Raw genomic sequence first — 17,448 nt, 5'->3', positions numbered from 1 at the left:
CGATCAGATGGGCGCGAGGCACCCCCCTCTGGCCTGCCGGCCATCTCCCCCGCAAGGAGGGAGATCGGCAGCTTGAGGCTCGGCGCCCCTACTTCAACGCTGGAGATTGGCGAAAGCCCACGCCACATCCAATCTCCCCCCTTGTGGGGGAGATGGCCGGCAGGCCAGAGGGGGGTGTTCAAGCGCCACCCTTCGCGCGGTCTGCAGCCTGCGCCGCCAGGATCTTCTCGACCTCCGAGACCAGCTCGCCCTCCGCCACAGTCACCTGCGCCGGGCGCGCGGCGCGCCATTCGGCGTTGTCTGTGATCTCTGCCGACATGCGCGCGCCTTCGATCAGGTCCTTGATCTGCAGCTCGCCCTTGGCGCGTTCGTCGCCGCCCTGGATGATTGCGACCGGGCAGCCGCGCCGGTCGGCATATTTGAGCTGCGCCTTCATGCCGGCGCCGCCGAGATACATTTCGGAACGGATGCCGGCGGCACGCAGCTCCGCCACCATCTTCTGGTAGCGGCCGAGGCTGTCGGTGTCCTTGTCCATCACCAGCACGACGACCGGCGCGATCACGTCCGCACTGTCGAGCTTGCCGAGGTTCTTCAGCGCAGTCATCAGCCTGGAGACGCCTATGGAAAAACCGGTCGCCGGCACCGGCTCACCGCGAAAGCGCGATACGAGGCCATCATAGCGGCCGCCGCCACCGACGGAGCCGAAGCGGACGATCTGGCCATCCTCATTGGGGATTTCCGCCAGAAGCTCGGCCTCGAAGACGGGACCGGTGTAGTATTCGAGACCACGCACGACCGAGCGGTCCATGGCAATACGGTCCTCGCCATATCCCGCCGCCCTGACCAGGGCTTCAATGGTCGCGAGTTCGCCGACGCCTTCCTGATAGATCGCGTTCGAACTGACCATGGAATCCTGGCCGGCCTGTATAGTCCTCGCTGTCGCGAGAAGAACCGCCTCGGCTTGCCCGTTGTTCAACCCGGCGCCCTTGGCGAAGTCGCCTTCGCCTTCCTTACCGCCATCCCAGCGCCCCGGTCCAAGCAAAAGCTTCACGCCTTCCGGCCCGAGCTTGTCCAGCTTGTCGATCGCCCGCAGCACCGTCAGCCGGCGGCCGGCATTCTCCTCGCCGCCAAGGCCGATCGCTTCCAGCACACCATCGAGCACCTTGCGGTTGTTGACGCGGATGACGTAGTCACCGCGCTTGATGCCGAGCGCTTCCATCACGTCGGCCATCATCATCGCCATCTCGGCGTCGGCGGCGACGCCCGGCGTGCCGATCGTGTCTGCATCGAACTGCATGAACTGGCGGAAGCGGCCGGGACCGGGCTTCTCGTTGCGGAACACCCAGCCGGAGCGGTAGCTGCGATAGGGTTTGGGCAGGCGCTCGTAATTCTCGGCGACAAAACGCGCCGTCGGCGCGGTCAGGTCATAGCGCAGCGACAGCCACTGGTCGTCGTCGTCCTGGAAGGAGAACACGCCTTCGTTCGGCCGGTCCTGATCGGGCAGGAATTTTCCGAGCGCATCGGTGTATTCGATCAGCGGCTGGTCGGCCGGTTCGAAACCGTAAAGCTCATAGACGGAGCGGATCGTCGCCATCATCTTCTCGACGGCGCGGATGTCCTCGGCGCTGCGGTCGGCAAAACCGCGCGGCAGTCGCGCTTTCGTCTTTTCCGATTTGTCGGCCATGAGCTGGGTCTTTGTGTTGGTAAATGCGGACGTGTTTCGAGTGCGCGTGTCCTAGCCGAAGCGGCTTTGTGCGGCAAGGCCGCCGAGGCGCGCCATCTTTGCCCTCCGGAAGTGAGCGCGAGCGCGCGCCTGGCTTCCGCCCATCTCTGAAACAAAACACAGCGGAAATGAAACAATCCCGCCATGCGCGCGGCATGGTGCCGACACAATCGCAGCCGATAAACGCGCCGAATTGAGGGGTTCGCGGCAATGACCAGCACTGCAAGATTCCATGCCATCGACAGCGGTGCAGGCGAATTGCCCGCACGTCTGCGCCCGGCCGACATCCATGCTCCGAAGATGGTCAGCCAGGCTGCCGGCCCATTCGAGGTCCCGGCCGACACCAGCAAGGCGCCCTCCATGCGCGACGCATTGATGACCGGCCTGCTGGTGATCTACCCGGCCGTGGCCACGGTGGTGGCGATCGTCGCCGGACTTTTCCTGGCCGCCGCCAACGGCACCTGAGCATGCGCCCCCCTTCCTTCTCCCCCTGTGGGAGAAGGTGGATCGGCGCGCAGCGCCGAGACGGATGAGGGGTGTTCCAGCGGAGTGAGACGTCAGCGTTCTCTGGAACACCCCTCATCCGACCTCGCTACGCGAGGCCACCTTCTCCCACAGGGGGAGAAGGGAAAAGGGCTTCTATTTCGGCCGCTTGAAAGCCTTCCGCTCCTTCTCGATCTCCTTGCGGCAGACGCAGCCCTCGAGATGGTCGTTGACCAGACCCATGGCCTGCATGAAGGCATAGACCGTGGTCGGGCCAACGAAGCTCCAGCCGCGCTTCTTCAGCTCCTTCGAAATCCGAACCGAGACCGCCGTGGTCGGGTTGGCGCGCAGATGGGCGAGATCGACGATCACGGGCCGCTGGTCCTTGCCGGGTTCGAACTTCCAGAACCAGGCAGCCAGCGAGCCGAACTCATCGGCCATCTCGCGGGCGCGCTTGGCGTTGTTGATGGTCGAGACGATCTTGCCGCGATGACGGATGATGCCGGCATTGCCAAGCAGGCGTTCGACATCCCGTTCCGTGAAGGCGGCGACCTTGTCGAAGTCGAAGCCGGCGAAGGCGTCGCGAAAATTCTCCCGCTTGCGCAGGATGGTCAGCCACGACAGGCCCGACTGAAAGCCTTCGAGGCAAATCTTTTCGAACAGCCTGCGGTCGTCGGCTACCGGCCGTCCCCACTCATGATCGTGATAGTGCAGATAGTCAGGCAGATTGCCGTGCCAGAAGCAGCGCGCGATACCGTCGGGACCGGCGAGCAGGCCGGTGTTTTCCTTTTCCATAGCCAAGATCCGTTCGTTAACGCGGTTTTGCGCTGCATTTACTGCGGCTTTACCAGATTCCTGAACCGGGCGGTAACCACACCAAAAGCTTTACTGACAAGCGGGCATTTTACGCATTCCGATTCATGTTTCGGTTGCTGCTTGCGCGCCAATGATCGCTGAACCGGGGCGTTTCCACCCGGTTGTATCAGACGATCAAGGTGCGTTCCCGATGAAGAGAGTTTTGTTTCCCGTGCTCGGCGCCGTGGCTGTGTTTGCCGCCGGCGTCACACCCTCGACCGCTGGCGACCGTTATGCCGACAGGCCGCCGGTGATGGTGAGCCCCGATCTTTCCGCACCGTGGGTGCTGCAGCTTGGCCATGCGCCGGGCATCGTCCGGCAAAATCGCCAGGCCGTGCAGCAACAGCCGCGGCTGCGCCCGGCGCAGCCTGACCGGGTGCAGACGGCAGCTGTGCAGCCACCGGCCAAACGCATGGTCATGCGCCCACAGATCAACCCGGTCTACCTGCCGCAGGAAGTCGCCTATGACGGCGCACAGAAGCCGGGCACGATCGTCATCGACACAACGCAGAACTTCCTCTTTCTGGTCGAGAAGAACGGCAAGGCGCGGCGTTACGGCGTCGGCACCGGCAAGCCCGGTTTCGAATGGTCCGGCACGCACAAGATCACCAACAAGCGCGAGTGGCCGGACTGGCGCCCCCCGGCGGAGATGATCAAGCGCGAAGCCGCCAAGGGCCGCTACCTGCCGACATATCTGGCCGGCGGCATGGAGAACCCGCTCGGCGCACGCGCGCTCTATCTCGGCACCACCGAATACCGCATCCATGGCACCAACCAGCCATGGACGATCGGCGGCGCGGTGTCGTCGGGCTGCATCCGCATGCGCAACGAGGACGTGGTCGACCTCTATGAACGGGTCAATGTCGGAACGACCGTCGAGGTGATATAGTGATAGCGAATCAGCCAGTTAAGCAATGCTGAGTAGGTTTTGGCGCGCTGTTGCCCTCAAGCCATAGCGCACTTTTGAAAGACGTGCTTGACTGGCAACGAGTTTAACGGGGGACGGGCCGTGTGGGGATACGGCCAGTCACGAGAGGGCAGCACGGGTAACCGCGCTGCCCTTTTCGTTTCACCGGTGCGACAGGTCGCCCCGGAGGCACGGTGTTTCGTTTTCAGGGCTGATTTCCGGGCCATGCTCTGCTATTGCAGTGCACAATCTCCCCACCAAAGGTTCGAACTATGTCCCTGTCCGACGACAGCCGCTATCTCAAGGGAGGCCCGGTTGCCCAGCGCATCATCGCCGCCGTTCGGGAGGATGCGGCGATTGCCAAGGCCGAGGGTTTTCCGCCGAAGCTGATCTCGATCACCGTCGGCGATACCGATGCCGTGGACGTCTACGTGCGCAACCAGCGCGCCAAGGCTGAGCTCGCCGGCATCGATTTCGAGGAACGGCGCTTTCCCGCCACCATCACGGCAGGGGAACTGGAAGCGGCCATCCACGGCTTGAATGCCGATCCGCGGGTCACCGGCATCATCATCCAGCGGCCGGTGCCCGCCCATATCCCGATCAAGACGCTGCAGGCGGCGGTGCATCCGCTCAAGGACGTCGAAGGCATGCATCCGGCATCGATCGGCAACATCGTTTACAACCAGCTCGACCTCGCGCCCTGCACGGCGGCCGCCTCGGTCGAGCTGCTGAAGGAGACCGGCCTTGACCTCAGGGGGCTGGAAGTCGTGATCGTCGGCCATTCGGAAATCGTCGGCAAGCCGATTGCGTTCCTGTTGATGAGCGAAGGCGCGACGGTGACGGTCTGCCACCACATGACGCGATCGGTCGCGGCGCACGCGCGGCGCGCCGACGCGCTGTTCGTCGCCGTCGGCAAGCCCCGGCTGATCAAGGCCGACATGGTCAAGCCGGGCGCCGCCGTCATCGACATCGGCATCAATTCGGAAATCGGGCCGGATGGGCAAAGCCGCGTCGTCGGCGACGTCGACACCGACAGCGTCAGGCATGTCGCCTCCTGGATCACGCCGGTGCCGGGCGGTGTCGGCCCGATCACGGTGGCGATCCTGCTGCGCAACACCATGGTGGCGCTCAGCCGCCAGCGCGCGCTCTACGAGGCGACTTACGGCACGGCGGACAGGCTCGCGGCGGAGTAGCGCCGGGACACGCTACTCAGCGGCGATCAGGCTCTCTTCCCGAACGCCTTCCGGCTTCGGTCCGCCGTAGGCCCAGTCGAGCAATTTGATCGTATGCACCACCGGCATTTTCGCAGCGGACGCGATCTGGGTGATGCAGCCGATGTTGCCGGTGGCGACGATTGCAGCCCCTGTCGCCTCGATGTTTTTCACTTTGCGGTCGCGTAGTTTTACCGAAATCTCCGACTGCAAAATGTTGTAGGTGCCGGCCGAGCCGCAGCACAGATGGCCTTCGCGCGGCTCGCGCACGACGAAGCCGGCTTTGGCTAGCAGTTCCTTTGGCTGGTGCGTGATCTTCTGGCCGTGCTGCATCGAACAGGCCGAGTGATAAGCGACGATGGTGCCCGGCTTGCGCACCGGTTCGGGCAGATCGAGGGTCGAGAGATATTCGGTGATGTCCTTGGCCAAAGCCGACACACGTGCGGCCTTGTCGGCATAGGCCGGATCGAGACGCAGCATGAAACCATAGTCCTTGATCGTCGTACCACAACCGGACGCGGTGATCACGATGGCATCGAGCCCGCTTTGCTCGATCGTACGCGTCCAGGCGTCGATATTCTGCCTTGCCGAGGCAAGGGCCGCTTGCTCCAGCCCCATATGGTGGACGAGCGCGCCGCAGCAGCCCTCACCCTTGGGCACCACGACCTCGACGCCGAGCCGCGTCAGCAGCGAAATCGTCGTCTCGTTGATGCCGGGATCAAGCACCGATTGCGCGCAACCGGTGAGAATGGCGACGCGGCCCTTTTTGGTCCCCTGCCCGGCATGGATGCCAGGCGAGGCCAATGGCGAAGTCTTGGGGATCGATGCCGGGGCGAGTTTGAGCATCGCACTGAGCGGCTTCAGCGCCGGGAGCTTTTCGAACAGGCCAATGAATGGCTTGCCCAGCTTCGCCAGCCTGAGCGCGACGCGAAAGCGCTGGGGATAGGGCAGGACGAAGGCCAGCATGGCGCGGGTCAGGCGATCGAGCAGCGGCCGCTTGTAGGTTTCCTGGATATGGGCGCGGGCGTGGTCGACCAGATGCATGTAGTTGACGCCCGACGGGCAGGTGGTCATGCAGGCAAGGCAGGACAGGCAGCGGTCGATATGGGTGACGATCTCCTTGTCGGCCGGGCGGCCGTTTTCCAGCATGTCCTTGATCAGGTAGATGCGGCCGCGCGGTGAATCGAGCTCGTTGCCCAATGTCACATAGGTCGGGCAGGTGGCGGTGCAGAAGCCGCAATGCACGCATTTGCGCAGGATCTTCTCCGATTCCGCGACATGCGGATCGGCAAGCTGGGCGGCTGAGAAGTTGGTCTGCATCTCTGATGTCCTAGGCCATGCGGCCGGGATTGAGGATGTTCTTCGGGTCGAATTCCTGCTTCAGGCGCTGGCTGAGTGCCGCCAGCGCCGCCGGCTGCGGTTCGAAAACCGGCAGGGCGGCGCGATGGGAAGGTGCGGCGCGCACCAGGGTCGCATGGCCGCCGCCATGTTTTCTCAGAAGCCCGCGCAGCAGAGCGGCTTCCGGATCACCCTCTTCCATGCGCAGCCACACCAGCCCGCCCTGCCAGTCATAGAAGGCACTGACGGCTGCCTGCATGCGCAGCGTCAGGACCATCTGATGGCCCTCTCCCGGCGTCATGGAGACGCGCCAGACCGGTTTCTCGCTGTTGTCGGCGAAGGGCCTGCAATCGCGCACATCGCGCCAGATCAGCCGTGAAGCTTCACCGGCAATCTCCTCCAGCGGCCCGGCATTGCCGAGCAGCGTTTTCAGCGCGGCGATGCGGTAGGCGACCGACGGGCCAAAACCCTCGACCCGCAGCAGCGTCGCGGCATCGTTGCCGAGACTGCCACTGGCGACGCGCGCGGCGATCCGCTCCGGCAGATGGGCGGCACTCGACACTTCAGCACTCGAGCCGAGCGCCATGGCCATCGCGGCGGCAGCCGCATCGTCGAGCAGGCCACGAATGGCGAGCGTGACTTCGGTCTCGGCGGCGGGCAACACCTTGAAGGTGACGTCGGTGAATACGGCCAGCGTGCCCCAGCTGTTGGCCATCAGCTTGGACATGTCATAACCGGTAACGTTCTTGACTACGCGGCCGCCCGACTTGAAGGCTTCGCCACGGCCGGACACCACATTGATACCCAGAATATGATCGCGCGCAGCACCCGCCTTCAGCCGGCGCGGACCGGAAAGGTTCGCGGCGAGCACACCGCCGAGCGTGCCTCTGCCAGGCTCGCCGCCGTGCAGCGGGCCATAGTTCATCGGCTCGAAGGCAAGTTGCTGGCCATTTTCCGCCAGCAGTTTTTCGATGTCGGCCAGTGGCGTGCCGGCCTTGGCCGACAGCACCAGTTCAGCCGGTTCGTAAAGCGTGACGCCGGTGAGCCTCGACAGGTCGAGCGTGTGTTCGCTCTGTTGCGGACGGCCGATGCCACGCTTGGAACCGTGGCCGAGGATTTCCAGCGGCGTCTCTTCCGCCACGGCCCAGGCGACGGTGGACAGGACTTCGTCCGACGTGGTTGGCGTGAAAGTGGTCAAAGCCTGTGCTCCCGAAGCTTTTCGAGCACGGCTTCGCCTCTTGGCGACAGCCGGTAACCGACTTCGAGGCTCTCGGTGAGACCGAGCTCCTTGAGCTTGCGGACATCTTGCTTGAACTTCAGCTTTTCGACGCCGGCCTTGTCGGCCAGGACAGCAGCCGGCACTTCCGGATGGGCGCCGATCGCCTGCAGGATCGACGGGAAGTAGCCGGGTGCCGCTTTGTCCCAGCGCGCAAAACGCTGGGTCAAGGCATGCCAGTCCTCATCGGAAAGCACGGCGTCGCCGCGCAGGGCAACGCGTTCGTCGGCTTCGATGCCATTGAGTTCGACGCGATAGACCGGGGTGCCGTCATCGGGGCCAAGCATCTCCTGCAGTGCTCCTAGTGTCGGAAAGCCGGCCGCGATCGCGTCCTTCTCCGTCAATTCGGAAGCAACCACTACCGTGATGCGGCCGATCAGCACCACGCCTGATGCCGTTCTAACCCGCCCGCCCACCTTGACCGTCGGCCGCTTCCAGCGGCGAAAGGCGAGCGTCACTTCATTGCGCGCGATCTTGTCCAGCAAGGATTGTTTGAACAGCAACTCAAACCTCACTCGGGCATACGGTGAAGCCTATGCCAAAAGCAGGTGCGGAAATGCCGCGATCCTTCGCACCCCCCTCTGTCCTTCCGGACATCTCCCCCGCAAGGGGGGAGATCAGATCGCCACGACGGCTTTCGCCAATTCCATCGATTGAAAAACAAGCATCAACATTGCGACCAGCCAATCTCCCCCCTTGCGGGGGAGATGTCCGGCAGGACAGAGGGGGGTGTTCAAGCGCCGACATATCCCTCAAAACCTCGGAATGTCCGGAAACGGCAGCTTGCCGCCGGAAATGTGCATGCGGCCAAGTTCGGCGCAGCGGCGAAGCTGCGGGAACACCTTGCCGGGGTTGAGCAGGTGGTTGGGATCGAAGGCGCATTTGACGCGCATCTGCTGATCGAGGTCGACCTGGGTGAACATTTCCGGCATCAGGTCGCGCTTCTCCACGCCCACGCCGTGTTCGCCGGTCAAGACGCCGCCGACCTTAACGCACAGCCGCAATATGTCGGCGCCGAAGCTTTCGGCCTTGTCGAGTTCGCCCGGCACATTGGCATCGTAGAGGATCAGCGGGTGCAGATTGCCGTCGCCTGCGTGGAAGACATTGGCAACGCCGAGCCCGTATTTCTCCGACAGCTCGCGCATGCCGGCGAGCACACGCGGCAGTTCCTTGCGCGGGATGGTGCCGTCCATGCAATAATAGTCGGGCGAGATGCGGCCAACCGCGGGAAACGCCGCCTTGCGGCCGGCCCAGAAGCTCAACCGCTCCTGCTCGGACTGCGATATGCGGCAGGTGGTCGAGCCGTTCTTGTAGGCGATGGCCTCGACAAGGCCGATCAGATGATCGACCTCGACGCCCGGCCCGTCGAGCTCGACGATCAGCAGCGCTTCGACATCCAGGGGATAACCGGCATGGACGAAATCCTCGGCGGCGTGGATCGCCGGCCGGTCCATCATCTCCATGCCGCCCGGAATGATGCCGGCGCCGATGATGTCGGCGACGCACTGGCCGCCCTGCTCGCTGGTCGGGAAGCCGATCAGCAGTGCGCGAGCCGTCTCCGGCTTCTTCAGGATACGCACGGTGACCTCGGTGACGACGCCGAGCAGCCCTTCCGAACCGGTCATGACGCCGAGCAGGTCATAACCTTCCGCATCGAGGTGACTGCCGCCGAGCCGCACCACTTCGCCGTTCATCAGCACCATCTCGATGCCAAGTACATTGTTTGCGGTGAGGCCGTATTTCAGGCAGTGCACGCCGCCGGAATTTTCGGCGACATTGCCGCCGATCGAGCAGGCGATCTGGGAGGATGGATCGGGGGCGTAGTAAAAACCCTCCTGCTCGACGGCGGTGGTGATGCCTAGATTGGTGACGCCCGGCTGGGCGACAACAACGCGATTGGGAAAATCGATCGCAAGGATGCGGTTGAAGCGGCTCATGACCAGCAGCACCGCGTCCTCGAGCGGCAGCGCGCCGCCCGACAGCGAGGTGCCTGAGCCGCGCGGCACGACGCGGATGTTGCGGTCGTTGCAGTATTTCAGCACGCGCGAAACCTGCACCACCGTTTGCGGCAGCACGACGACCAGCGGCAGCTGCCGATAGGCGGTCAGGCCATCGCTCTCGAAAGCACGCATGGAATTGGCGGCGTCTACGACGCCCTCGCCCGGCACGATGATGCGCATGTCGGCGACGATCTCGTCGCGCCGGCGCATCGTGGCGTCGTCTGGTTTCGGCATGGCCAGGCCGGACATCAGCAGCCTCGTTTCGCTTGACTGGTCAAAATCTTTTACCAGTGAAGGGCGTAGGTTGCAAATCCTGCCTTGGTGAGGAACCAGCCTCATGGTCGAGACAGGCTTCCGCAGCGGCAATCTGCCGCTGTCTTACCCTCCCCCTTGTGGGGAGGGTCGCGAACGAAGTGAGCGGGGTGGGGGTCAGCGCGGCGCTCTACGAGGACCCCCACCCCGTCTCACGATCTTCGCTTCGCTGCGATCATGAGCCGACCCTCCCCACAAGGGGGAGGGTGAGCAGATCTATTCGCCGGGATGCTTCGCCGGCTCTGAATGCATCCGCCGCACGCGACGCACGCCCCACCAGACCAGCAGGATGGCGACCGGCACCGAAGCGGCTGTGACAACCTCCGGCGCGAAGGCATGGCCGAAGATCGAGACGCCCTTGGCGACGTAGCCGATAAGACCAACCACATAGTAGGAGACAGCGGCGACCGAGAGGCCTTCGACGGTCTGTTGCAGGCGCAGCTGCAGCCGGGCGCGGTTGTTCATCGAGGCGAGCAGGTCGCGGTTCTGCTTCTCGACCTCGACATCGACCCAGGTGCGCAGCAGCGTCGTGGCGCGGGTCAGTTTGCGCGACAGATTGGCCTGGCGCTCCTCAACCGAGCGACAGGTGCGCATGGCTGGAGCTACGCGCCGCTGCAGGAAGCCGCCCCAGGTGTCGTAGCCGGGCACGGCTTCTTCCTCGAGCGCTTCCAGCCGCTCGACGACGATGCCGTCATAGGCGCGGCTGGCGCCGAAGCGATAAAGGCTCGACGCTGCGTCCGCTTCCAGCTCCGCGGCAAGTTCGGTCAGGTCAGCCAGCAAGGTCTGGCTGTCGCGGGTCTCAGTGACCTTCATCTCCAGCGTGGTCTGCGCCAGCCTGTCCTCGATGCGGCGGGCGCGGCCAGACAAGGTCAGCGCCAGCGGCAAGGCGAGCATGGCGAGCGTGCGATAGGTTTCGATGTCGATCAGCCGCTGCGACAGCGCACCGGTACGGGCCGGGGTCAGGCCGCGATCGAGCACCAACATGCGTGTCATGCCGTCGCCATCCTGGCGGAAGTCGGTGACGATGGCGGCGTTACCGCGTTCGATCAGCGAGTAGCAAAGGCTGGTCGGATCGAAGCCGGCGATCAGCCGCTCGCTCGCTTGCGTCCATTTGCGGATTTCGAGCCTGATACCGGAAATGACGGTTCCCGGCGGGGAAAACCCGTTGCCGAACGGCGAGTCCTCCTGCGTCCTGCCGCTTTCGGAGAGCGGGCCTTCCCACAGATAGGTCGAGAACTCGGTATGCCGTTCCCAGCGCAGCGAACCCTTGCCCCATTTCATAGCGTGGTGGCGGGCCTGGCGGTCGGGTGCGGCGATGCCGAGGCGTCGCGACAGTTCGGAAAGCACGGCCATGTCGACGCCGGAGCCGCCCTCCGTCATGAAGGCGAGTTGCACCAGGACGCGCGGCTTTTCGATCAGCGGATGCGGCCGCGCGTGGACCTCGCCGAGCGCGCCGGGCCGGCCCTCGTGCGCGGGAAACCCCATGACGCTGCCCTTGGCGCGCGGCTGGAATTCGAGATTGGACGGGTCGTCTGACACGGCTTGTACCCCGGGGTTCTCTAGACCCTCTTGCACTCGCGTCCCTCTAGAACCAACGGCCTGATGACGCAAACAGCAAAGTTTAGCCCAAGATGATGTGGCGCCGGGCGGCAAAATCGACACGCTTCGGCCAATTGGATAAATAATTTGACCAGTTGGCGACGCAGGCTTTATCCTGCGCGACACCGGTTCACCTTCCAGGCATTCTATTGAGCGACATTTTTTCCAGGATCGAGCATTCGCGCACCGCCGACGAGGTGGTGCAGCAGATCGAGAGCCTCATCCTCGAAGGCGTGCTGCGCACCGGCGACCGCTTGCCGGGCGAGCGCGAGCTTGCACGCCAGTTCGACGTGTCGCGGCCGATCCTGCGTGACGCACTGAAGGCGCTGGAGGGGCGCGGCCTTTTGACGACAAGGCCCGGCGGCGGCACGCATGTCGCCGATGTCATCGGTCAGCTGTTCACCAAGCCGGTGACGGACCTGATCTCGATGCACCGCAAGGCTGTGACCGACTATCTGGAATACCGCCGCGAGATTGAAGGGGTGGCGGCTGAATACGCGGCGCGGCGCGCCACGCGAGACGACATGGCGCTGCTCGACAAGATCATGGCACGCATGGACGATGCGCACCGGACCGGTGACTTCGACGACGAGGCTGAAATCGACGTCGAGTTCCACCACGCGATCTGCGAATGCGCGCACAACATCATCCTTTTGCACACGCTGCGCTCCTGCTATCGGCTGTTGTCGGAAGGCGTGTTCCAGAACCGGCTGCTGGTGTTCACCGTGCCCGGCGCGCGCGAGGCGCTGCTTGCACAGCACCGGGCGATCCATGCGGCGGTGAAGGCCGGCGACCCGGCCGCTGCACGGCAAGCGGCGATGGATCATATCACCTATGTCGAACGGTCGATGGCGGAGGCCGAGCGCAGTGGCGACTGGCAGCGCGTTTCGCGGCTGAGGCTGAAGCAGCGCGTCGACGTCACCGATACCGAACCTGCACGCAAACGCTCCTAGCTATCGAAACGGGAAGCCCATGAGCCAAATCCTGACCATTGCCGACCTCAAGGACCTCGCGCGCCGGCGCGTGCCGAAGATGTTCTTCGACTATGCCGATTCCGGCGCCTGGACCGAAAGCACCTACCGGGCCAACGAGGAGGATTTCGGCAAGATCAAGTTCCGCCAGCGCGTGCTGGTCGACATGAGCAACCGCTCGCTGGAATCGACCATGATCGGCGAAAAGGTGGCAATGCCGGTGGCGCTGGCCCCGACCGGCCTGACCGGCATGCAGCACGCCGATGGCGAGATGCTGGCGGCGCAGGCAGCGGAAGAGTTCGGCGTGCCGTTCACCTTGTCGACGATGAGCATCTGCTCGATCGAGGATGTCGCCTCGGTGACCACCAAGCCGTTCTGGTTCCAGCTCTATGTGCTGCGCGACAAGGATTTCGTGCTCAACCTGATCGACCGGGCAAAGGCGGCGAAATGCTCGGCGCTGGTGCTAACGCTCGACCTGCAGATCCTCGGCCAGCGGCACAAGGATGTCCGCAACGGCTTGTCGGCGCCGCCCAAAATGACGCTCGCCAACATTGCCAACATCGCCATGCGCCCACGCTGGTTAATGGGCATTGCCGGCACGAAGCGCCGCACCTTCCGCAACATTGTCGGTCATGCCAAAGGTGTCGGCGACGTCTCATCTCTGGGTTCATGGACGAACGAGCAGTTCGATCCGCATCTGTCGTGGAAGGATGTCGCCTGGATCAAGGAGCGCTGGGGCGGCAAGCTGATCCTCAAGGGCATTCTCGACAAGGAAGACGCGCTGATGGCAGCCAAGACCGGTGCCGATGCGATCATCGTTTCCAACCATGGCGGGCGCCAGCTCGACGGCGCATCGTCGTCGATCATGGCGCTGGAGGAGATTGCCGATGCGGTCGGCGACACGATCGAGGTGCATATGGACGGCGGTATCCGCTCCGGCCAGGATGTGCTGAAGGCACTCTGCCTAGGCGCCAAGGGCACCTATATCGGCCGGCCATTTCTTTACGGCCTGGGTGCGCTTGGCAAGGAAGGGGTTACCAAGGCGTTGGAAATCATCCGTAAGGAGATGGACATCACGCTGGCACTGTGCGGAAAGCGTCTGGTCACCGACATGGGTAAGGACCAGCTCCGACGCTAAGTCCCGTGACAGCCTGACCGCGGAGACACCGAAAAATTGGCAGAACCCGGCATCCACTTCCTCGACGCGCATGGGCCGGAAGGTGTGCGTCTCTACGCCATTGGCGACGTCCACGGCCGGCTCGACCTGCTGGCCGCCATGCATCAGCGCATCAGGGCCGAGATCGAACAGGACGCGCCTGCCGACTGGCGTGTCATCCATCTTGGCGACTATGTCGACCGCGGACCGGACTCAAAAGGTGTCATCGACTTCCTGATCGAGGCACGAGAGCGCGACCCGCGCCATCTGATGCTGGCCGGCAACCACGACATCGGCTTTCTCGATTTTCTCAAGACCCCCGACCCGGAAGGGCTTTTCATCCGCTTCGGCGGCATCCAGACGGCTCAGTCCTACGGCGTGGCGATCAATGAAGGCACCAGCGTGTGGTTCGGCAAGGCCGAAGCGGCCGTGCGCAAAGGCCATCAGGCGCTGGTCGAGGCCGTGCCGCAGAGCCACATCGATTTCCTGCGGTCGCTGCCGTATTCGGTGACGCTGGGCGATTTCTTCTTCTGCCATGCCGGCATCAGGCCGGGCATTCCCCTGGACAGGCAAAACCCGCAGGATCTGATCTGGATCCGCGAGGTCTTCCACAATTACACCGGCCTCTATCCGAAGATCGTGGTGCACGGCCACACGCCCGTCCCCGAGGCGGAAGTGATGGCCAACCGCGTCAATGTCGACACCCTTGCCTGGCATTCAGGCATGCTGAGCGCGCTCGTCGTCGACGGCTCGGACAAACGCATCCTGACAATGACGATAAAGGAAGCTTGAGCGGCGTCCGAGGACGCTCCGGCTCGTGGCGCAGCCCCGGCTTTAGCGCAGCGCGGCGGTGACGCCGTAGCCGTCGACGGCGTTGTGGTTGCTGGCCGCGTCGGCGGCATAGATACCCAGACCGCAAACCACGATGGCAGACAACATGGCAAAGGACAGAAGCGCTGCTTTCACGGACGTCATCTCTTGTTGAGCTTTCTGCATCTGTGCACGAGGCGGTTACCAATGCGTTGAAACGGAGAATTCGCTTCAAAGTTTCGACGATTTCGCGCTTCTAGGCATGTTCTGTATCAACGGTGTGTCGCACGGGTCACACAAAAGGTTCATCGCGGTTGCACAGAAGATGCAGAGCGCGCGCCTTCTAGGCTGGCGGGCGGACACAAGCCAAGGATGAAAAGGGTTTTCCCCGGCGGTTTCACCGCCGCGTGCCAATTATGTCACGCGACAGGACACTGAGGAATGGATGCTCAGATTGTCGCCACCCAGGCACGGGCGATGGCCAGGCCCGCGGCATCCGCGTCAGGCCCGTTGCGGGCCATTTCGCCATCGAGCTTGCTGGCCCAGTCGGGATGGCGCGCGGCAATGGTCGGTGCAAAGGACGTGCTCCAGTCCTTGACCATCGGCCGGTCGGCCTCGAAATGGAACTGGAAGCCGTAGACGGCGCGGCCGACGCGAAACGCCTGGTTTTCGGCGACATCGTTGCCGGCGAGCCGCACGGCGTTCTCGGGCAAAACGAAGGTGTCGTCGTGCCACTGGAAGATCGGAAATTTCTCCGGCAGTGCGCCCAGCACCGGATCGGCCTTGGCGTCCGGCGTCAGCGACACGCCGTGCCAGCCGAACTCGTTGGCGCCGCCAATGCGGTTCTCGCCGCCAAAGGCACGGGCGACGAGCTGGCTGCCGAGGCAGATGCCGAGCACGGCACGGTCCTTGCCGGCGAAATCGCGGGTCAGCTCGAGCAGTGCCGGGAAATAGGGATACTCATCGTCGGCCAGCGCATTCTGGCCACCGCCGAGCACCACCATGGCATCATGCCCGGCCGCGTCATTGGGCAGGGGATCGCCTTTGTAAGGGAGGCGCAGATCGAGATCGGCGCCCGCTTCCGCAAGTGCTGCGCCGACCTGGCCAAGGCCGGTATTGTCGTAGTTCTGGACCACCAGCACCCGCATGAAAAACCCTGCTGACATGAAAATGACGCGGCGAGCGATACCATGACGTCTGCGTTGCAGCCAATATGCGCATTCGGAGAGAAAGCTATGCCACTGCAAAACCGGGTCGATCCGTTCGGCGCCATCCACGCCGTGCCCGAGCGCGGACTGTTCACCGGCAATCGCGGCATCCTCCACGATCCCGAGACGAAGACGCTGCTGAAAAAGCGCTGGGCGCTTCAGGCCTGGATCATCTGCGTCTGCCAATTCCGCAATGTGCGGCGCGAACCGATGAGCCGCAACCGAAAGGGCGGTAAAGCGGGCTGGACCGAGCTGTTCTTCCTCGACGAGGTGACGGCACTGGCGGCCGGGCATCGCCCCTGTTTCTTTTGCCAGCGCGAACGGGCCAAGGATTTCGTCGGCCGCTTCGGCGAAGCTTTCGGCTTTGCCGAGCCGCGCGCGCCGCAGGTCGACAAGCGGCTACACAAGGAGCGGCTGGCGTCGGGCGGCAGGCCGCCAGGGGTTACTGTTGAAGACCTTGCCGACCTGCCAGACGGCGCCATGGTTGCGGATGGCAGCACTGTTTATGCCCTGCGTAGCGGCAAGACACTGCGCTGGTCCTTTGCCGGATATGGCCCACCCGCAGATTTCGGCCTGCTCAATGGCAGGACGCTGTCGCTGCTGACGCCGGCCACTACGCTCGCGGTGCTGCGGCATGGCTTTCGGCCGGTATGGCATCCGACCGCCGAGGCTTGACGCCGGCGGCCGGCTCGCTCATTCCTCGGCGATGCGCGCCAATTACAAGATGCAACGTCTGTTCGTGCCCGACGATCTCGGGCCGGATGTCGAGTTCGACGCCAGCCAACAGCAGAGCCACTATCTCCTGCATGTGCTGCGACTTACCGAAGGCGCCGAAATTCTGGTGTTCAATGGCCGCGACGGCGAGTGGTCAGCGGCCATACCAGCGAAAACAAAAAGGGCAGTGCGGCTGAAGGTGTCGGCGTTGCAACGGCCGCAGCCGCCGCTGCCCGATCTCGTCTACTGCTTTGCGCCGCTGAAACAGAGCCGGCTCGACTATCTCGTACAGAAGGCGGTGGAGATGGGCGCCGGCATCCTGCAGCCGGTCATCACCCAGCACACGCAAGTGGCCAAGCCTTCGATCGATCGCCTGCGTGCCAATGTCGTCGAAGCCGCCGAACAATGCGGCATCCTGGCGGTGCCGGAGGTGCGCGGAGCGGAAAAATTCGACCGCTTGCTGACCGGCTGGGACAAGGAACGGCGGCTGATCTTCTGTGACGAGGACGCCTCGACCAACAATCCGCTGCCCGCGCTGCAGGCGGTCAAGGAAAACAAGCTTGGGCTGCTGGTCGGGCCGGAGGGCGGCTTTTCCGACGACGAGCGCAAGATGCTGCGCGCCTTGCCCTTCGTCACCGCCATTCCGCTCGGCCCGCGTATCCTGCGCGCCGACACGGCGGCGGTGGCCGCGCTTGCGGTGATGCAAGCAACTGTCGGAGACTGGTGAGACTTCATCTCTTGCAAGGGACCGACAGGGGCGTAACGTTCAATTCCTGTTGACCTGTGGCTCAGGATTTTTCGCTTGATCGTCTGCTGACATTTCGTCCATTTAGCGCCGGCGATCGTCCGATCGTCCTACAGCGCCGCGCGTCCTTTCGGACGCGC

Annotated in this window: 17 protein-coding genes; 8 read left to right on the top strand and 9 right to left on the bottom strand. The window is 63.8% G+C overall.

Annotated features, from left to right (window positions below):
* Positions 1 to 178 precede the first annotated feature (178 nt).
* On the bottom strand, positions 179 to 1,684 hold the full coding sequence (gene hisS, locus ACFOJ9_RS05375) for a histidine--tRNA ligase (protein ID WP_378977398.1): 1,506 nt from the start codon (positions 1,682 to 1,684) through the stop codon (positions 179 to 181).
* 249 nt (positions 1,685 to 1,933) lie between these two features.
* On the opposite strand from hisS, the gene ACFOJ9_RS05370 reads away from it, so the two are divergent.
* Positions 1,934 to 2,188 (top strand): hypothetical protein, encoded by a 255-nt coding sequence (locus ACFOJ9_RS05370; protein WP_378977396.1) that lies wholly within the window; start codon positions 1,934 to 1,936, stop codon positions 2,186 to 2,188.
* Positions 2,189 to 2,362: 174 nt separating this feature from the next.
* Here the strand turns inward: ACFOJ9_RS05370 and ACFOJ9_RS05365 are convergent, their stop codons facing one another.
* Entirely contained in the window at positions 2,363 to 3,001 is a 639-nt protein-coding gene (locus tag ACFOJ9_RS05365) for a DNA-3-methyladenine glycosylase I (RefSeq protein WP_378977394.1), read from the bottom strand.
* Between the two features lie 211 nt (positions 3,002 to 3,212).
* Here ACFOJ9_RS05365 and ACFOJ9_RS05360 point away from each other — a divergent pair, with 211 nt between their 5' ends.
* Together ACFOJ9_RS05360 and ACFOJ9_RS05355 are read left to right on the top strand one after the other, a co-directional pair.
* Entirely contained in the window at positions 3,213 to 3,950 is a 738-nt protein-coding gene (locus ACFOJ9_RS05360; protein WP_378977392.1) for a L,D-transpeptidase, read from the top strand.
* Between the two features lie 290 nt (positions 3,951 to 4,240).
* Positions 4,241 to 5,161, top strand: coding sequence for a bifunctional 5,10-methylenetetrahydrofolate dehydrogenase/5,10-methenyltetrahydrofolate cyclohydrolase (locus tag ACFOJ9_RS05355; protein WP_378977390.1), 921 nt, complete (start codon positions 4,241 to 4,243; stop codon positions 5,159 to 5,161).
* 12 nt (positions 5,162 to 5,173) lie between these two features.
* On the opposite strand, the gene glcF is transcribed toward ACFOJ9_RS05355, so the two are convergent.
* The 5 genes from glcF to ACFOJ9_RS05330 form a co-directional block, all read right to left on the bottom strand.
* Positions 5,174 to 6,499 carry a glycolate oxidase subunit GlcF gene (glcF, locus tag ACFOJ9_RS05350; protein WP_378977388.1) on the bottom strand — a complete coding sequence of 442 codons (1,326 nt, stop codon included), beginning with the start codon at positions 6,497 to 6,499 and terminating at the stop codon, positions 5,174 to 5,176.
* A 10-nt stretch (positions 6,500 to 6,509) separates the two neighbouring features.
* On the bottom strand, positions 6,510 to 7,715 hold the full coding sequence (gene glcE / locus ACFOJ9_RS05345; protein WP_378977386.1) for a glycolate oxidase subunit GlcE: 1,206 nt from the start codon (positions 7,713 to 7,715) through the stop codon (positions 6,510 to 6,512).
* Positions 7,712 to 8,296 carry an ASCH domain-containing protein gene (locus ACFOJ9_RS05340; protein WP_378977384.1) on the bottom strand — a complete coding sequence of 195 codons (585 nt, stop codon included), beginning with the start codon at positions 8,294 to 8,296 and terminating at the stop codon, positions 7,712 to 7,714. Before ACFOJ9_RS05340 ends, glcE begins: the two co-directional genes overlap by 4 nt.
* 249 nt (positions 8,297 to 8,545) lie before the next feature.
* The gene (locus tag ACFOJ9_RS05335) at positions 8,546 to 10,042 is read right to left on the bottom strand and encodes an FAD-linked oxidase C-terminal domain-containing protein (RefSeq protein ID WP_378977382.1); all 1,497 of its coding nucleotides are present in this window, start codon (positions 10,040 to 10,042) and stop codon (positions 8,546 to 8,548) included.
* 279 nt (positions 10,043 to 10,321) lie between these two features.
* Positions 10,322 to 11,644 carry a DUF3422 family protein gene (locus ACFOJ9_RS05330; protein WP_378977380.1) on the bottom strand — a complete coding sequence of 441 codons (1,323 nt, stop codon included), beginning with the start codon at positions 11,642 to 11,644 and terminating at the stop codon, positions 10,322 to 10,324.
* Positions 11,645 to 11,853: 209 nt separating this feature from the next.
* On the opposite strand from ACFOJ9_RS05330, the gene ACFOJ9_RS05325 reads away from it, so the two are divergent.
* From ACFOJ9_RS05325 to ACFOJ9_RS05315, 3 genes are read left to right on the top strand one after another with little or no spacing between them, the layout of a single operon-like run.
* Positions 11,854 to 12,657 (top strand): FCD domain-containing protein, encoded by an 804-nt coding sequence (locus ACFOJ9_RS05325; RefSeq protein WP_378977378.1) that lies wholly within the window; start codon positions 11,854 to 11,856, stop codon positions 12,655 to 12,657.
* 19 nt (positions 12,658 to 12,676) lie between these two features.
* Positions 12,677 to 13,813: an alpha-hydroxy acid oxidase gene (locus ACFOJ9_RS05320; protein WP_378977376.1), complete on the top strand. Its 1,137-nt coding sequence runs from the start codon at positions 12,677 to 12,679 to the stop codon at positions 13,811 to 13,813.
* A gap of 36 nt (positions 13,814 to 13,849) precedes the next feature.
* Positions 13,850 to 14,623, top strand: a complete 774-nt coding sequence (locus ACFOJ9_RS05315; RefSeq protein WP_378977374.1) for a metallophosphoesterase family protein — start codon at positions 13,850 to 13,852, stop codon at positions 14,621 to 14,623.
* A 42-nt stretch (positions 14,624 to 14,665) separates the two neighbouring features.
* Here the strand turns inward: ACFOJ9_RS05315 and ACFOJ9_RS05310 are convergent, their stop codons facing one another.
* The gene (locus ACFOJ9_RS05310; RefSeq protein ID WP_378988332.1) at positions 14,666 to 14,797 is read right to left on the bottom strand and encodes a hypothetical protein; all 132 of its coding nucleotides are present in this window, start codon (positions 14,795 to 14,797) and stop codon (positions 14,666 to 14,668) included.
* Between the two features lie 293 nt (positions 14,798 to 15,090).
* Positions 15,091 to 15,789 carry a type 1 glutamine amidotransferase gene (locus ACFOJ9_RS05305; protein ID WP_378977372.1) on the bottom strand — a complete coding sequence of 233 codons (699 nt, stop codon included), beginning with the start codon at positions 15,787 to 15,789 and terminating at the stop codon, positions 15,091 to 15,093.
* 87 nt (positions 15,790 to 15,876) lie between these two features.
* On the opposite strand from ACFOJ9_RS05305, the gene ACFOJ9_RS05300 reads away from it, so the two are divergent.
* Both ACFOJ9_RS05300 and ACFOJ9_RS05295 read left to right on the top strand, forming a co-directional pair.
* The gene (locus tag ACFOJ9_RS05300) at positions 15,877 to 16,524 is read left to right on the top strand and encodes a hypothetical protein (RefSeq protein ID WP_378977370.1); all 648 of its coding nucleotides are present in this window, start codon (positions 15,877 to 15,879) and stop codon (positions 16,522 to 16,524) included.
* A 31-nt stretch (positions 16,525 to 16,555) separates the two neighbouring features.
* Positions 16,556 to 17,290, top strand: coding sequence for a 16S rRNA (uracil(1498)-N(3))-methyltransferase (locus tag ACFOJ9_RS05295; RefSeq protein ID WP_378987572.1), 735 nt, complete (start codon positions 16,556 to 16,558; stop codon positions 17,288 to 17,290).
* Positions 17,291 to 17,448: the final 158 nt, after the last annotated feature.

Source organism: Mesorhizobium cantuariense, assembly GCF_042647205.1.
Lineage (GTDB): Bacteria > Pseudomonadota > Alphaproteobacteria > Rhizobiales > Rhizobiaceae > Mesorhizobium > Mesorhizobium cantuariense.
Note: the sequence above shows the minus strand (reverse complement) of the source record. Positions and strands in the feature narration are given on the sequence as shown.